Origin of the sequence: Microseira wollei NIES-4236, assembly GCF_020521235.1 — a bacterium.
Classification (GTDB): domain Bacteria; phylum Cyanobacteriota; class Cyanobacteriia; order Cyanobacteriales; family Aerosakkonemataceae; genus Microseira; species Microseira wollei.
The window spans coordinates 1-15,860 of the sequence record NZ_BLAY01000209.1 but is presented as its reverse complement, the minus strand read 5'-3'; the positions used below and the strand labels follow the sequence as shown (position 1 = coordinate 15,860).

The window sequence follows — 15,860 nt, the reverse complement described above, 5'->3', positions numbered from 1 at the left end:
GCAGCCATTTTCCACCACAGCGTTTGCGGGGTAGGGAACATCTAAAAGCTTTGAGTTAGCGTCAAAATTTACTGATGTTCCCTACCAATATTGATCGCACTTACGCAAACAACAACTCTGTTGTATTATTCCCAGCGGGGTAGACCCACAAATGCAGCCATTTTCCACCACAGCGTTTGCGGGGTAGGGAACATCTAAAAGCTTTGAGTTAGCGTCAAAATTTACTGATGTTCCCTACCAATATTGATCGCACTTACGCAAACAACAACTCTGTTGTATTGCCAGCGAGCAAATTCGCACCCAGATTATCTGATATAAACTTAGTGGTTCCATTGGGTATCGGTAACAAGTCATCGCGCAGGATGCTGAAAGACGTATTGCTGAAACCTGACTGGACGCTACCACCATTCACCACCGAATTGAATGAGGTAATTGCATTCCCCACGAGTTCAAATGCACCGATATCAACGGCATCTTGTGGACGGGTAATGCCGCGCTGATCGGTTGTTGGGGCGTTGCTATTATTGCCAGCATCAATTGCAGGACTGCCCGCAAGCAAGGCGTGGGTGAAGGTTGCACCGCCGTTATCTTGCAAAGAACCGATTAAAGGATCGATGGGATTTGCTGCTGTACCAACGATGTCGCCATTCAATCCGTTGGTAAATCCACTGACACCGTTGCCATTGCCAATCAGGTTATTTCCTCCACTGGTGAAGGAAGCGATCGCTCCTACATCATTGTTATTCCAGTTGCCTGCTACGATACTGTTTGTCACGGTGGTGGTGCTGTCCGTGCCGTTGAACAAACCGTTGCCGTCGCCATTGCCTACATTCGCTGTAATCGTGCTGTTGAGGATGGTGGTGTTACCAAGGTAGGCAGCGATACCGCCAAAGTTCTCGGCAAAGTTGTCGCTGATGGTACTGTTGATGATAGTTGCAGTGCCGCGATCGTTGTCAATTCCACCGCTGTACGTTTGACCAAGATTGCTGTTGATGGTGCTATTAGTTACGGTTAGCGTGCCGCCATCGTTGTTGATACCACCTCCTTCAACTAAGGCTAAATTGCCAAAGATCGTGCTGCGATCAACACTCAAATTTCCTCGGTTTAAAATCCCACCACCGTGACTGTTGGCAGTGTTGCTATCGATTGTGCTGTTGCGGACTGTGGCAGTACCCAGATTGAAGATGCCACCTCCGAAATTTGCGGTGTTGGTGGTAATTGTGCTGTTGAGAACAGTCAGATTCTCGCGGTTAGAAATTGCGCCGCCGTTGTCATTTGTCGCACCCTCGGTTAGGGTAATTCCATCCAGAATCAACTCGATCGCAGTATTGCTATTGCCATCATCCACGTTGAAAATGCGGGAAGTATTGTTACCGCTAACCGTCAGATTATTTGCGCCCAATCCTTGAAGATTTAGGTTTCTGGCGAGCGCCAATTCGCCGAGGGTCAGACGAATTGTTCCCCCCGTTAAGCTAGAGTCAAAGTCAATGCTTCCTCCCGCCGCAGTAGCAAAAATTGCCTCGCGCAGAGACACATCTCCAGGGGCTAAATCCCCATCAAATTCATCAATTAGCGTGTCTACCGTCAAGCGATCGCGCAATTGAAATTCAGCTTCCACCGCCCCAATATCCACAGCAAAACCTTGGGGGCGAGAGGCACCCCGTTGGTCGATTCCGGTGGTATTGGAATTGCCATTATCGATCGCCCGACTGCCAGGAAGCAAGGCATGGGTGAAGGTAGAACCACCATTATTTTGCAGCAAAGTCAGGCGCGGATCGATGGGAGTGGTGCTAGTACCGACGATATCCCGATTCACGCCATTGCTAAATCCCGTACTGCCATTAACAATTCCAATTAAATTAAAACCATTACTTGTAAAGCGTCCATCCAAATCGGGACTTTCTTCTCCCCTATCCAAGTTCCCGGCAATAATCGTATTGTTAACTGACGTTGTGCCTTGGAAGCTGCGAATACCTCCGCCATTTCCTTTATCTACCGCGTTGTTGGTAAGGGTACTGCTGACGAGTTGTACCGTACCGTTAAAGTTAAAAATCCCGCCGCCATCGCTTTGGGCAGCATTGTTGCTAAACGTACTGTTGCTTGCTTCCACCCTACCGCCGAAATTGCCAATCCCGCCGCCATCATCAGAGGCGATGTTGTTGCTGAGGGTGCTATTAATTAGGCGCAATGTTCCCAGATTGTTAATGGCGCCGCCGTCATCAGAGGCGATGCTGTCGCGAATTGTGCTGTTGCTGAGATTGAGGATACCTCGGTTATCGATCGCGCCGCCATCTTCTTGACTAAATCCATCGGTAAGGGTCAATCCGTTGATGTTAACTTGCGTATTGCCGTTAATGCGGAAGATTCTGGATTCGTTGTTGCCGCTGATGGTGAGGTTGTTTGCGCCTAAACCATTAATCGTGAGGTTTTTGTCGATTGCTATTTCTCCTAGAGTTAGTGCGATTCGCGCAGCGATCCCTTCGGGAATCGCGCTGCCTGCTAGACTGGGGTCAAAATTCACAGTTCCCCCATCAGCTGCGGCGAAAATCGCCTCTCGCAGGGATATATCGCCGGGAATGAAATCCCCATCGTTTTCATCATCGAGAAGATCGACTGTGATGTTGCTAAAACCGGGAGTAAAGGTAAGCGAGCGCACATTGAAACCCGAAACATCTCCATTCCCACGAACATGGAAAGCAGAAATAGGTTCGTTGTTGAATAAAGCTGAAACATTGACTTGATGACCGCTAATTCTGTGGATTCCTAGAAAATTACCCCTAACCCCCTGAGCGGTGATGGTTGCCTCTGCCGAAATGCCGTTAACGCTACTGCCCGTCTCTGCCGACAATCCTACTTCATAAGATACGTTAGTAGCAGCGCCGCGATCAAAAGAAAAGGAGGCAATCTCATTGCCGTCGATCAAGTCATTTCGCCATCCTCCAAATACGCCCACTCCGCTCAAACCAACGCGATCGTTTGTCACGTCAGCAGAACCCGTAATGGTTAAGCCAGACTGTTTGAAGACTGGTGTTCTAAAATTGTCGATTGCATCGAAATTTACAGTTACCATTGCAATTTTTTCCTGTAATTCAATTAATGATGTCTGCACGAATACAGCAGATTGCCATTGAGTGAGGTACAGCCCTTGGGTTTCGTTTGTGTAGCGGCAGCGTTAACGCTGCCGCTACACAAACGAAGGTGTACCTCATACTGCTGCAACACGCTATAAAAACTGGTCGCTGGTTGCCCAACGCTGTGTTTTATAAAGCCCCGAAAGTTTTAAGCGATTCGCTGTAATTCAGTTGTAAGATTTGCCATAGGAGTCGTCGATACAGAAAAGTTAAGGAGTTGGCGGCGCGAGGGAACTTAACTTTTGCAGCTTGGTGGACTTAAGTGGAAGATGAGGATGCGATCGCGTGTTGCAACGAGAGCGATATGGGGAGCATGTCAGGAAAGCAATTAGCTCTTCTGTGTAGGTTGGGTTGAACGTAAGTGAAGCCCAACAAACCAGCTTTTGTTGGGTTTCGTACCTCAACCCAACCTACAAAGTTGACATGCTCCCCCGATATGCCTACGGTACGCTGTGCGATCGCCCTTCCAAGGCTTCGCAAACACACGCTATGACAAAAAATTTGCAGATCTCTAATATCATGTCCGGTCGATTACCCTCAATTAAAAGTAGGGAACATGATTAACGTTGTCTGTTTTTCCCAAATATCCCTCTTGCCGTGACCCTACGCCACGACGCACAAGAGGTGGTTTTTATTACGGGTGATTCAACGGACACGATATAACGCAAGTTGCTAGTTATCTCTCTGGGAGCGGCTAATGGCGTTCCCAGGCAGGAGCCTGGGAACGAGGCTAATGGCTAATGTCAGTAAAAATCCAAGATTAGCAATTAGCAATTAGCAATTAGCAACGCCCTTGTTTATAACTAGCAACTTGCGTTAGTTAGACGCGATCGCTTGTAGGTTAATCTCTAGGTGTCTGTAATCTCGACAACGCTTTCACCCGAGCGCAAAAGTTCGATGGCATTGGGTAATGTTGCCGTCAGAATTTCCTTAAGACGAGCGTTAGAAGTATTGAAACAAGTTAGCCAAATTACTTGCGGAGGCGCTCCGTATCGTTCGACCAGTTCGACAAAATCCCGATCTTTGGTCATCACAATGACTCCACCTGCTGCTTTTGCCACCTCGAAAATATCGGGATCTTCTGATTCTCTCAAACCTAAATCTCCCACAGCGATTGCTGTTATGCCAAAGGTAGCAGTAATCCACGTAGCAATGGCTGGGGATAGATGAGCTTTCAACCAGATCGTCATGCTGCTAGAACGGGATGGTCAAGTTTGCCAACTGCATAGAGGAGCGCAGCTTTGAGATCGTCAAGTTCCAAATCTGGTAATTCTTCGAGGATTTGCTCAAAACTCAAACCAGCAGCTAGCAACTCTAAGATATCGATGACTCGAATCCGCATTCCCCGGATGCAGGGACGACCACCACATTGTCTTGGGTTCACTGTAATTCTGTCAAACAGATCAGGAACGGATGCTGGCATTATTTAGGATTTTGTGAAACCTCTGTCTCTAGCTTACTTTATTTTCCAGGGTTTTCTCTACAACTAGATTGGGAAGCATAGCGCGATCGCATTCTATATCATGTCATCAGCGCGAGCGCGTGTTGCAACCAGAGCGATATGCCGACCGCACGCTGTACGCGATCGTACCTAGGATCGGCAGCGATCGCTCAACTTAGAACCGCTGAATGTTAAGCTGTGGGGTTGTAGAAATGCACATTTAAGCCCTGAACATATTTGTAGGGTGGGCATTGCCTGTAACTATCGCTGGCTCACTTGTTGTAGCCTTTTGGTAGGCAATGCCCATCTTTCGTTTGATCGCGCCTACCTACTTATGAGGTGCAATATTGTTGCTCGTAGCTCGAACGTTCTAGTTCTGAGCTGGGAAATTCTAGTTCTGAGCTGGGAAGTTCTAGTTCTGAGCTGGGAAATTCTAGTTCTGAGCTGGGAAATTCTAGTTCTGAGCTGGGAAATTCTAGTTCTGAGCTGGGAAATTTTAGTTCTGATCTGGGAAGTTTTAGTTCTGATCTGGGAAGTTTTAGTTCTGAGCTTGTGCGCTCGCGAATATTTGCGATCGCATTGCAATTCACCCTTCTCGAAGCGGCACCAGAAACCCACAAGAAACCCGGTTTTTTCAAAAAACCGGGTTTCTGGGCAGATATATGCGATCGCTAGAGGTATCGATCGCGATTTCACCACTCATTCACATCAACCTGCCGACACTCTGTTGCGATCGCTCCTTGCACCAATCTCATAGCTCGCTGTGGGAATCAATTCCAAGGGCTTTTAGCGAAAGTCCATTAAAATGGACCCAAAGCCTTTAATCATAAGAGTACTTACCCAGAGACACTATATATGGAGAATGGTGCCCTACTCTGCGCGCTAACACACTCTACAGATAGATGTTTTGCGTAAGTCCTAATAAGTATTTAGTCCACAAAGCGTGGACTTTCGCTAAAAGCCCTTGGAATTAATTCCCACAGCCTGCTATGAGATTGGTGCAAAATCTCAATATAGCTATGCGATCGCGCTAAATTTTTCCCCAAACAATCGCAGAGTATGAACCCGAATCGGAGCTTCTAGTCCTTTCAACTGCACCTCATTTTGTTCCCAAGAATTATCTTGCTCTTTGAGATCTGCCAGCACGGTATCGGTCACAACAATATCATTACCCTTGCTCAGTCCTTGCACTCTGGCGGCGGTATTTACCGTCATCCCAAAGTAATCGGGGCGTTCGTTCAGGGTGACGCTAATGCAAGGCCCCGCATCAATGCCGACTTTGAGAATCAGTTGATTTGGTTCTAAAAGATGCAATTGCTGGTTCAAAACTTGCATCTGCTTTTGCATCGCTATCGCAGCTTCAAACGCATCTGCCGGAATGGTAAATGCTGCCATAATTGCGTCGCCAATGGTTTTCACGACAGCCCCATTGTGCCGAGCTACGATTTCAAATAAAACATTAAAATGCTGGCGAACTAAACTATAAGCAAACGCATCTCCATTACGGCTATAAAGTGCAGTTGAACCAGCCAAATCGGTAAATAGAATCGCCACTCGCCGAATCAACAAACTTTCATTCGGAGGAATTGTTTCGCGGGGAAACAAGTCGCGAAACGTTTGTGTTGTTAATAAACGATGTCCGGAAACAACCCCAAAACTAGCATCGATTTGGGATCGAAAGGCTAAATCATCAGCATTTTTTGGTAATTTTCGCAACCTTTCATCAATGCTGAACGTCACTCGCACTTGCTCGTCCGCATCGGTGAAATGCACGTGGCGACAAGCGGGACAAGAATGCTGAGTTCCCAGATCGCTCAAATGTTTGGGACTCAAGTCAATTCCTTTGCATTTAGGACATTGAATTTCCCAATTTAAGGTAACAATGCCTTGTTTGAGCGCGATTACCAAAAGTTGCAAAGTTGCTGCTTCTGTTAAGTTTAATCTTTCTGCGATCGCACGGGGATTTGCATGATAGAGCCATCGGCTGTCTTGTTCTTGTAAAAAGGTTGCCAGTCGTTGTTGTCTGGATGGTTCAATCCCGTAAGCGGCTAAAGCTGCTACAGCTTTTTGAATAGCGCGGCGATTGGGTTGGTAAAAGTTCAACATGGCTGGGGTGATTCCCTATAGGGTGGAATGTAAAGCGAGCGTTTGTGATAGTAGCGCACCCCTCGATTGCCTCGCGGTTGTAACTATTCCTGTTATAGAACTTAAGAATCGCTCCGTCAATACAGAAATGTTAATGAGTTTAAGCTGAGAATAAACTTAATTTTTGCTGATTTCTGGAGTTAATTAAAAATTAAACAAGCGATCGCACCTACGATCGGGAGCGCTCGCCCAAGTTAGAACCGCTTAATGTTAAGCTGTGGGGTTGTAGAAATGCACATTTGCCAAGCACCATACCGAGAACTGCATCATTCAATCCTTAACTACCAGGCAACTAATCTCTATGGGGAAGTGTTGTATCCCTGGTGGGAAAATGCCGTGTCAATCAAAGCTTGGTTGAGGGATTTTGCTAGCAGGAATGGTTCCCCAATACCAGAGGCATCCTATGAAGATTTATTTCAACTATATGCACTTGATCGCGTCAATGAATTACTTTTTCTACGTTTTCAGCATGGTCAAGCTGATGGCTCTAGTTGGTGGGGACCATAAATTATAATTGCTCGGTACAACTAATTCATGAAATCCTGAGGATTTGAGTCAGTAGCACCGACATAATTTTCGCCTTTTGATTGCGAAATTGTTGAGGTTATTCAAGACGATTGACAGCAGGAAAAGATTAGTGTCAAAACATTACCAGGCTCTCTCAAAGGTTTGGGGAAGTAACTCCCAGTGGAGGACAACATTCCGCCGCGATTACAGAATTGGCAATCTTTTGTATTACAATGTTGATGGTGAGAAGAATTTACACTTAGCTCAAAGCGATAGCCAAGAAGACGATAGTCTTGAGTTACACGAGCGATTAGAGTTACTAAAGCATCGGTGTTTTATTACAGTAAATAAATCCCATGACGATCTGTATCCCTATCGAGATTCCTATTGCGAAGCAGCCTAACTTTACCGCGTCACCTTCCAGGTCACTCGTCACTCGTTCCCAGGTTCACTCGTTCCCAGGTTCAACCTGGGAACGAAATTCTAGAGGCTCTGCCTCGCTAAAACTAAGTCCTGAACATATTTGTAGGGTGGGCGCCTGTAACTATCGCTGGCTCATATGATGTCCGGCTTTTCACCCATAATAAAAATGCCTAAAACCATTGATTTTACAAGATTGCAATTATGGGCGATCGCTCGGACATCATATCACTTGTTGTAGTCTCAGGACTTATATCATGTCCGCGAGAGATCAGTTGTGTATAGTTGATTGTGCGAAAAAGCGTTTTTTCTCCCCCATCCCCTTTGCTCCCCCATCCCCTTTGCTCTCCAAACGCAACCGATGCAACCGGACACGATATTACGCAGCAACTCCATATATAGCGGTAGCGGTGCCGTACACCGCTGATAACGCACCCTACATTTTGAGGCTTTGCGTAAGTTCTGAGGCTTTTACGTTAGGCTGGCGGTATTTGGGTGGGCAAGGTTTATCCCGTTTTTGAAGTGGAAAACTGATAGAATGAACCGCCAGCATTTTCGGCGAGATCGCTTCAGTTCTGATGGGAAAAATCCAGGGTATTTAGCGCTGAAGTTGCCCCCGCAGGTACAACTTCAGATTCAGAGAATCAGAACTTTTGTACTATAGAGAGATCTGGGAAGTCGTAAACAACCTCACATATCGGATCTTCGGGAAAAGTCCACCTTGGGTAGTCTGGGGGCTGAAGGAGATGTTCATCGAAAAAGTTGAAGGTTGCCGTCAGTGCCAGCATTAATGCTTGGTGCGTTACACATGTATCAAGTTTATTTTCAGCAGTTTTTTTCCTGAAACCGTGATCGACACCTTCAATCTTCAGTAGTTTGACCCACTTATCCGGGTCCTGCGGATGTACCTGCTTGACTTTCTCTACTAGAGCCTGAGACTGTTGGTAGGGTACGGCGGTATCTGCCTTTCCGTGGATCAAGAGCATCGGTGGATCGTCAATCTGGCCATTTTTGTCAACATCCTTGTTGTCAACATATTTTACTGGACTGGCTTGTGTGAGGTTCTCATGGGGACAAATCCCGTCAAGAGCGCATCTCAAAAAGGCTACTGTTCCAACAGCTTCTGGATTTTTTAGCGCATCGTCTTTATTTTGTGGCTCTGTCAGCTGTTTTTCAAATATTGTTGCATCTCCAAAAAGTTGGACGAGGTCGTAGGGACCATACCAACCGACAAAGCTCTGGACGCAATCGGACACATCTTTGTAGATGCCTTTCGGATCGATCGGATCGAACCACTTAACATTGCAGGAAAGGCTAGCAAGTGATGCCAAGTTAGCGCCAGCAGATGCCCCCCAGAGCGCAACCTTGTTCTTATCGATGCCAAATTTAACAGCGTTAGCACGCAGGAAGCGAATCGCCGCCTTCACATCCTTAACAGCCCCTGGGAAGGGTTCCTCGCCACTCAAGCGATATTCCAGCGAGGCGACAACGTAGCCTGATTTAGCCAGAAAAGCCAGCACACCCGGAAAATCGGTGAATTCCGAAGTTCCTCGCTTTTGTCCATTCGTCCATCCGCCACCGTGGACGAAAACGACCAAGGGGCGTGGAGGTTTTAAACTCAGGTCTTGCACATCCCCGACACTATAGTCTCCGTAGAGGTCGAGGCGTAGGGGTCGATATCCTGGCAATGTCGAGTAAGTGATATCGACCCAGCCAGTCGCATCGTCAAGCTTAACCTTGCGCTCTGGCAGTGGATCGTAGTCAGTTGGCAAACCTGTTTCAGTTTGATTAGTTGGCAGGTCAATCTCTGCGCCCAGGGCTACTCCCGGCATCGAGAGAGAGAACACTAAGAAACCAACCACCATAACCATAGCCAGTCGAATCCATTGTTTCATGCTTTGGCAGGTCATGTTTAATTTTTAACAACAAAGATACCTCTATCATAAATTTTGTTCATCCGAGCTTAAATTTTTTCAACAACAGGTCATTTGGTATTGGTTCTGCTGAATGTATTGCTTGTCTGATCTCGTCGGTAAGACCCGATCGAAAACACCCACTACCTGATAGCTGCTCGCGATGAAAGCGACATAAGGGCACCTTTTATTTCACCCTACCAGCGTTGGCAGGGGAATGATTAAGAAAATCATAAATTTTGTTGCTCTCATATTTTTATGATATTTTTGCGATAAAATTCTAGGATTCCAGGAAATATTGGCTCACCGACTTCTCTTACCGCCAAAAAAGTTGCGCTCGCGAGCCATCGAAAAGTCCCTCCTCACCAAATCATCACAGTAAAAAAACTGCAATGGCATCACCAAAGGGGCTGCGGATTGAGGAAAGTGCTTCGGGCAAGCGCTACACGATCGATTGCGTCAAAGAGTAGTATTCTTTCCTACCAGGAAGAACACGAAGAACCTGATTATGAAGCAATTGCTTACTGTCGCGCTCAAGGTGAGGGGACTCGGTTAATGAGTGATATCATGTCCTTGGGTATCGGTAGTGTATGGATGGCTAATTGCTAATTGCTCATTGCTAATTGTCAATTGCCTCCAAGAGCAGCCATTAGCGATTAGCTATTAGCAGTTACACAACCGTTGCTATTGGACATGATATGGTATGGACATTCAACTTTAATGCACCGTAGGAGAGCGCGAGAGCATTAGCGAAGTTGCTATTGCCTAGAAGCTGATACCAACTTTAAACAATAGCGCTACAGATTGTTGAGGTTTAGTGCTGAGTGCTGAGTGTCTTGAGCAGACTCAGCACTCACTATTTTTTCCTTTGATTGCGCCTATCTGCAATATTGTTGCTCGTAGCTCGAACGTTCTAGTTCTAAGTGAGAACGTTCTGGCTCTAAGTGAGAAGGTTTGAGTTCTGAGCTTGAAGGTTTGAGTTCTGAGCTTGGAAGTTCGAGTTCTGAGCTTGGAAGTTCGAGTTCTGAGCTTGGAAGTTCGAGTTCTGAGCTTGGAAGTTCGAGTTCTGATCTTGGAAGTTCGAGTTCTGATCTCGGAAGTTCGAGTTCTGAGCTTGTGCGATCGCGAATATTTGCGCTCCCATGGCGATTCACGCTTCTCAACCCACAAGAAACCCGGTTTTTTCAAAAAACCGGGTTTCTGGGCAGATATCTGCGATCGCACACCCCAAAGCAGCAACTTCGCTACGCAAACAAAAACTGAGCCGTATTATTAGCCGCCAAATTCAAACTAATATTATCAGCCGTAAATCCAGTCGTTCCATTCAACTTGGCTAACAACTCACCCGCACCAAATCCCTGATTTCCAGCCACCCCATCACCTTCGCGTTGCGATTCACCCTTCTCGCACAAGAAACCCGGTTTTTTCAAAAAACCGGGTTTCTAGGAAGAGCTAGACTTTTGCCACAGCTTTATGCAAACGAAAACTGTGCTGTATTATTAGCCGCTAAATTCAAACTAATATTGTCCGCTGTAAAGCCAGTGGTTCGATTCAGCTTGACTAACAACTCACCCGTACCAAATGTCTCATTTTCAGCAAGGCTATTGCCTAGCCGGAACTCAGTGCTATTGCAATTAACCAGTACATCAATATGGGAAATATTCGTAAACCCAATTAAATCGCCACCCGCACCTTGAGTAAAGTTGTTCACCGTGTCGCTGCCATCGCTGCTGTTATACAAAAGCGTGTCAATGTCAGTATCAAAGCCCAAGTTAAGCAGATCGTCCCCTCGACCTCCGATCAGGGTATCGGCACCAGCACTCCCGCGTAGAATGTCGTCGCCATCGCCACCGCGCAGAAGATCGTTGCCACTTAAACCTGTGATGTTATCATCGCCGCCCTGACCGTTAATAACATCATCGGAGTCGTTTAAGCCTCTGACATTATTGTCAAGCTCGTTGAGAAATGTCACCGTGTTGCGGTTAAAAACTCGGTGGGGATAGGAGTCGGCATCGAAGACATCAAAGCTGTCTTGAAGTTGAGTGTCACCATCAAACAAAATGTTGCCTAATCGACCGTGCAGACCTCCAGGAATTGACAGGTTATCTAGATTTTCCAGGGCAAAGTTTTTGAGGATAACTTTAGTATCGTCAACGCCTTCAAACGTAATTTCTAAATCCTTGTCGGTTTGGTTCAGCAGTAGGTTTTTGGCAACGAGGCCGTCACCGGAAAAGTGCAATTCATCAATCCTGTTAACGATCGCCGGATCTGGGTTCGCGCCCCGCCCGACGCCCTGAAAGTTCTCTAGGGTAATCGTTCCATCCCCTCGCGCCACGGCAACCGGATAATAATCATAGTCAACATCATTGCTGCGGTTCGCCGCTGAATTGCCGCTATAAGTTACCCCCGTGACGTTGAATTGTCCGCCAGTCTGAACAAAGGCAGCACCACCCACACCAGAACCGCCACCGGCAGGAGTATTATTGACCAGATAACCGCTACCGCCGAGTGCTACGTTACCAGTAAAGCGCACGTTGTCGCCGCTAAGGACAGCGCCATCAGAAACAAAGACCGCACCGCCTAGACCGGCACCGCCGCCGCCTCGACCCCCAAGTCCGCGATCGCCAGGTCCGTCATTGAGGAAGGTTGAGCGACCGCTGCTGCCGTTAAATCCGTTCTGTCCAGCGCCACCGTAGCGACTGCTAGCACCACCTGCACCCCTAGTTCCGCCACTACCTGTCCGACCAGTCAGGTCGTTGCCGCCGCCACCGCCGCCACCGCCGCCGCCGCCGCCGCCAGCACCAAAACCACCCAGTCCCCCAGCACCACCATTGGCACCGGACTGGGCAGCTATAAAGAGGCCAGCCCCACCAGCGCCGCCACCACCGCCGCCGCCACCGCCGCCGCCTGTGCCATAAGTCCCCCCACCTCCGTTACCGCCAGGAGTTGCAGGAATGTCGATCGAGCTACCGTTTTCGTCGCTAGTTCCGCTACTTTTTTGACCAGCTGTGCCACCCGATCCAGGTACAATCCCCGATATAAAAAAGCTGGGCAAGCCTCCCCTTCCGCCAGTAGCGCCGTTAAAAGCTCTGGGAGTAAAGATGTTAGCACCGCCACTGCCACCATTTCCACCGCCATTGCCCTCACCGCCAGCGCCGCCATTGCCGCCCACTGCCCGGTTGCCACTGAATGTGACGTTATTTACCCGCACGCTGCCACGGTTGATAAACAAGGCGCCGCCAGCACCCAAACCGCCACCACCGTTACCGACACCATTTTCCCCGCGAGCATTGCCGTTGAAGAAAGATAGGTTAGAAAAGTTGACGTTTTGCGTGCGATCGATCGCAAATAGCGAGGATGTACCCTGACCGTTAAACCCACTGGTATTGGGTGAAGTTCCCTGAAAGGTAATGCTGTTATTTGGAGTTAGAAGAATTGGGCTATTAAGAGTTGCAACCGCGTATAAATTGATAGTATCCGCTTCGGGAGTAGCGGCGGCAAGGGCAACTGCTTCTCGCAGGGTTGTTTTTCCGTCACCGGGAACGTTTTGGTCGTTGTAACTATCGACTAAAAAAGTTGCCATGATGATTCTCCGATTTTGGTGTAATAAACTTCTGCAATAACTCTTGTGGGGTGGGCATCCTGCCTGCCCTTGAGTTACTTTTTTGGAGAGGTGTCAGGACTTACGCAAATCACCAAAGTTTCTCTGAAAAATCGTTGGTTTGGGAACCAGAGATCTACGCAGAAACTTTGGTGATACGATCGTCGTGCGTAAGTCCTGGGTGTAATAAACCTCTGCAAAAATTCCAGCCAAAGACAGGCGAGACGCCTATCCCACAAGAGTTTTTGGAGAACTCTCATGCAATCGCCTGTCTAAACATCAGAAAAAGTTTGCACAGTCAGCAGTTGCTCGGATCCAACACTAGGTTGGAGGAACAATAAAAGCTGGGATTCAAAGTGATGCAAAATCTGGCTGAAAATCTTGTCTGCTCGTAGTAAGCGCTTCAGCGAAGACAGCGCTTACTACGAACAAATTATTGATGCCCACTTACTTACTAATTGCCAATGGATCGTCCTGAAAAGCCTTGGCGCTTACCGAGTTAAACGAGTAATTTGCAACAGATTGATAGCTAACTCCTCGGTACTGCAAGGTGATGAGTAATTCAGGCACGGGTGAGTTTGTGCAATGTTGCGATATGCCTCCCTTCCGCACTCGCGTTCGCAGCACTGCACCCCTATACTTACCGATAATTTCACCGGGAATGCTGGGGTTATGAGAGGGATTTAATTCGTAGCTGACACCGCGATAAGAGAGTTGCATAATTCTGTCTCGCTAGGAATTGGGTAGCGTTGATAATCCCTTTATAAAATTTGCAAAAGACTTGCGTCGATACAGAAAAGTTAAGGAGTTTTAGGAAAGCAACTACTTAACTTTTAAGTTTTTGGACTTAACATCGGAGATAAATGTCATATCGCTTCCGGTTGCATCGGAATTACGACCTGTAGGGGCAATTACCAATTAGCAATTAGCAATTAGCAATTACCAAGAAAGGCCGATCATTCCGATGCAACCGGATTTGATATCATATCATGTCCTCGTCTGTGAGAAAACCCTCTCACCCTCTCACCCTCTCACCTGCTCACCTGCTCACCTGCGGTCTGATGCAACCGATATCACGGGGATGGGAGGCGAGCGCTAAAATACCTGCGGTATAACTCGCAACTGGGTACAACTTGATTCCCCCGCAGCGCCACCAGTCCCATACTGTGCAGTTTAAAGGCTAAAAGTTGTTCTAAATCTACAGGTTTGGATGCTTTGATAACTTGGTCGTAAGCTGCTGCTAATTGGGGATGTTCTTGCAGACTGCGTAAATGCCGATGTAAATGGTTGCAATAAATACCTGCATCAGTAGCAGCCGTTTGCACGAGTTGACCCAGGGTTAAGTCTTGCTGCGCCAAATGATAGAGCGCTTGTTGCACTAAATAAGGATGCCCCGCCACCAGTTGCATTAACTCAGATAATTCGGTTTGTGATAAGTTAAGTCGGTAACGCTGAGCTAAATCGAATACCTGTTCTGAATTAAACGCATGTAATTCAATCGCCAATCCCACATTAAACGGTGACTTATTGATATCCAGGGGAATATAAACTTCAGTAGAGTGGACAATAATCAGTCGCAGATTTTGCCACAGAGGATTACCGCTGTCTCCATAAGCTGCTTCTTCGTACCACGAGCGCAAGAGGGTAAAGAAATCATCGGCAATTTCTGGATGTAAAAATACCCAATCAACTTGATCGAGAGCTAATACCAAAGAGCCGTTAATTTCTGGTAACAAACAGTCTTCAAAATAAGCCGTGCAGTTATTTTTGCTCCCAAAAGTTTCGCTCCAGTAATCCTCGACTCTGTGCGGTAATTGAAGCTTGCGAGTAATAGAAGCACAAAACCAGCGCAAGAACTTATCCAGATCGGTGAAAACAGATCGATCTGCTCGTTGCAAGCTCAAAGGTACAGTGCAGACATCCCCAGCATCAGAAATTTGTTGTTTAGCACGAGCGAGAATTCTCACCATTAAAGACGTTTTACCCATTTGACTGGGTGCTTTAATGCGAATCAGCGCCCCCGGTTTCATAATTTCTTCGTAACAGCGAGACTCAACGGTCGGACGTTCTACATAAAAAGTTGAATTAAGTGGAATTAGTCCAACTAACGACTCCAATTTGAGAGACTCAGAAAAAGATGGCGGAACATTTTCCCCCACTACCGGATTCTCTCGCTGTGCCAGAACTGCGACCAAATTTGTTTTATTGACTTTTTCCCCCAGACTCGATGACAGAATCTGCCACAATTTTGGCCCTACATCGTGTTTAATGTACTCAGGTGCGTAGCCATTTTCTGTCGCAATTTCATCATATCTTTGACCGAACCAAGCTCCGCGCAAAACCGCGACTTCAATGTTTTTCAGGTGTCTTTTGGTCTGAGCAAAAACTGCCGCGTCTGCTACCTTCAGAGCGACATCAAAGTCTATTAGTTGCTCGCCCGTACTGTCTTTCATGAGAAATATGCCTTTTGTTTATTTTATCATTAGACCTTTGGCAAAAGTCCTTTTGAGACGATTTCAAGGGCGGGCACCGACGCCCACCCCACAAGAATTTTTTTGGTTTTGTGGCGTGGGCATCCTGCCCGCCCACCCCACAAGAATTTTTCTGGTTTTGTGGCGTGGGCATCCTGCCCGCCCACCCCACAAGAATTTTTCTGGTTTTGTGGCGTGGGCATCCTGCCCGCCCACCCCACAAGAATTTTT

15 protein-coding genes are annotated in these 15,860 nt (G+C 47.2%); 4 read left to right on the top strand and 11 right to left on the bottom strand.

Annotated features, from left to right (window positions below):
• Positions 1-253 precede the first annotated feature (253 nt).
• The 4 genes from MiSe_RS41660 to MiSe_RS41645 form a co-directional block, all read right to left on the bottom strand.
• Positions 254-3,070, bottom strand: a complete 2,817-nt coding sequence (locus tag MiSe_RS41660; protein ID WP_226591903.1) for a choice-of-anchor Q domain-containing protein — start codon at positions 3,068-3,070, stop codon at positions 254-256.
• Between the two features lie 319 nt (positions 3,071-3,389).
• The gene (locus MiSe_RS41655; RefSeq protein ID WP_226591901.1) at positions 3,390-3,611 is read right to left on the bottom strand and encodes a hypothetical protein; all 222 of its coding nucleotides are present in this window, start codon (positions 3,609-3,611) and stop codon (positions 3,390-3,392) included.
• Positions 3,612-3,979: 368 nt separating this feature from the next.
• Positions 3,980-4,321, bottom strand: a complete 342-nt coding sequence (locus MiSe_RS41650) for a DUF5615 family PIN-like protein (RefSeq protein WP_226591899.1) — start codon at positions 4,319-4,321, stop codon at positions 3,980-3,982.
• Positions 4,318-4,554, bottom strand: a complete 237-nt coding sequence (locus MiSe_RS41645) for a DUF433 domain-containing protein (RefSeq protein ID WP_226591897.1) — start codon at positions 4,552-4,554, stop codon at positions 4,318-4,320. The genes MiSe_RS41650 and MiSe_RS41645 overlap by 4 nt, the downstream gene beginning before the upstream one ends.
• Positions 4,555-4,906: 352 nt before the next feature.
• Between MiSe_RS41645 and MiSe_RS41640 the strand changes: the two genes are divergently transcribed.
• Complete coding sequence (locus MiSe_RS41640) at positions 4,907-5,329, top strand: hypothetical protein (RefSeq protein WP_226591895.1); 423 nt, start codon at positions 4,907-4,909, stop codon at positions 5,327-5,329.
• 260 nt (positions 5,330-5,589) lie between these two features.
• Here MiSe_RS41640 and MiSe_RS41635 read toward each other — a convergent pair whose 3' ends face one another.
• Positions 5,590-6,678: an adenylate/guanylate cyclase domain-containing protein gene (locus tag MiSe_RS41635; protein WP_226591893.1), complete on the bottom strand. Its 1,089-nt coding sequence runs from the start codon at positions 6,676-6,678 to the stop codon at positions 5,590-5,592.
• A gap of 270 nt (positions 6,679-6,948) precedes the next feature.
• On the opposite strand from MiSe_RS41635, the gene MiSe_RS41630 reads away from it, so the two are divergent.
• Together MiSe_RS41630 and MiSe_RS41625 are read left to right on the top strand one after the other, a co-directional pair.
• Positions 6,949-7,224: a hypothetical protein gene (locus tag MiSe_RS41630; RefSeq protein ID WP_226591890.1), complete on the top strand. Its 276-nt coding sequence runs from the start codon at positions 6,949-6,951 to the stop codon at positions 7,222-7,224.
• A 130-nt stretch (positions 7,225-7,354) separates the two neighbouring features.
• Positions 7,355-7,627 carry a hypothetical protein gene (locus MiSe_RS41625; RefSeq protein ID WP_226591888.1) on the top strand — a complete coding sequence of 91 codons (273 nt, stop codon included), beginning with the start codon at positions 7,355-7,357 and terminating at the stop codon, positions 7,625-7,627.
• Positions 7,628-8,288: 661 nt separating this feature from the next.
• On the opposite strand, the gene MiSe_RS41620 is transcribed toward MiSe_RS41625, so the two are convergent.
• Positions 8,289-9,554 carry an alpha/beta hydrolase gene (locus tag MiSe_RS41620; RefSeq protein WP_226591886.1) on the bottom strand — a complete coding sequence of 422 codons (1,266 nt, stop codon included), beginning with the start codon at positions 9,552-9,554 and terminating at the stop codon, positions 8,289-8,291.
• Between the two features lie 429 nt (positions 9,555-9,983).
• On the opposite strand from MiSe_RS41620, the gene MiSe_RS41615 reads away from it, so the two are divergent.
• Positions 9,984-10,166, top strand: a complete 183-nt coding sequence (locus tag MiSe_RS41615) for a hypothetical protein (protein ID WP_226591884.1) — start codon at positions 9,984-9,986, stop codon at positions 10,164-10,166.
• A 635-nt stretch (positions 10,167-10,801) separates the two neighbouring features.
• Here the strand turns inward: MiSe_RS41615 and MiSe_RS41610 are convergent.
• The 5 genes from MiSe_RS41610 to MiSe_RS41590 all read right to left on the bottom strand — a co-directional run.
• Positions 10,802-10,987 (bottom strand): hypothetical protein, encoded by a 186-nt coding sequence (locus MiSe_RS41610; RefSeq protein ID WP_226591882.1) that lies wholly within the window; start codon positions 10,985-10,987, stop codon positions 10,802-10,804.
• 41 nt (positions 10,988-11,028) lie between these two features.
• Positions 11,029-13,140 carry a calcium-binding protein gene (locus MiSe_RS41605; protein ID WP_226591880.1) on the bottom strand — a complete coding sequence of 704 codons (2,112 nt, stop codon included), beginning with the start codon at positions 13,138-13,140 and terminating at the stop codon, positions 11,029-11,031.
• A 465-nt stretch (positions 13,141-13,605) separates the two neighbouring features.
• Positions 13,606-13,878 (bottom strand): DUF4278 domain-containing protein, encoded by a 273-nt coding sequence (locus tag MiSe_RS41600; RefSeq protein WP_226591878.1) that lies wholly within the window; start codon positions 13,876-13,878, stop codon positions 13,606-13,608.
• A gap of 353 nt (positions 13,879-14,231) precedes the next feature.
• On the bottom strand, positions 14,232-15,611 hold the full coding sequence (locus MiSe_RS41595) for an AAA-like domain-containing protein (protein WP_226591875.1): 1,380 nt from the start codon (positions 15,609-15,611) through the stop codon (positions 14,232-14,234).
• A 63-nt stretch (positions 15,612-15,674) separates the two neighbouring features.
• Positions 15,675-15,860 (bottom strand): hypothetical protein (locus MiSe_RS41590; RefSeq protein WP_226591873.1); only part of this gene is annotated, 186 nt, incomplete at its 5' end.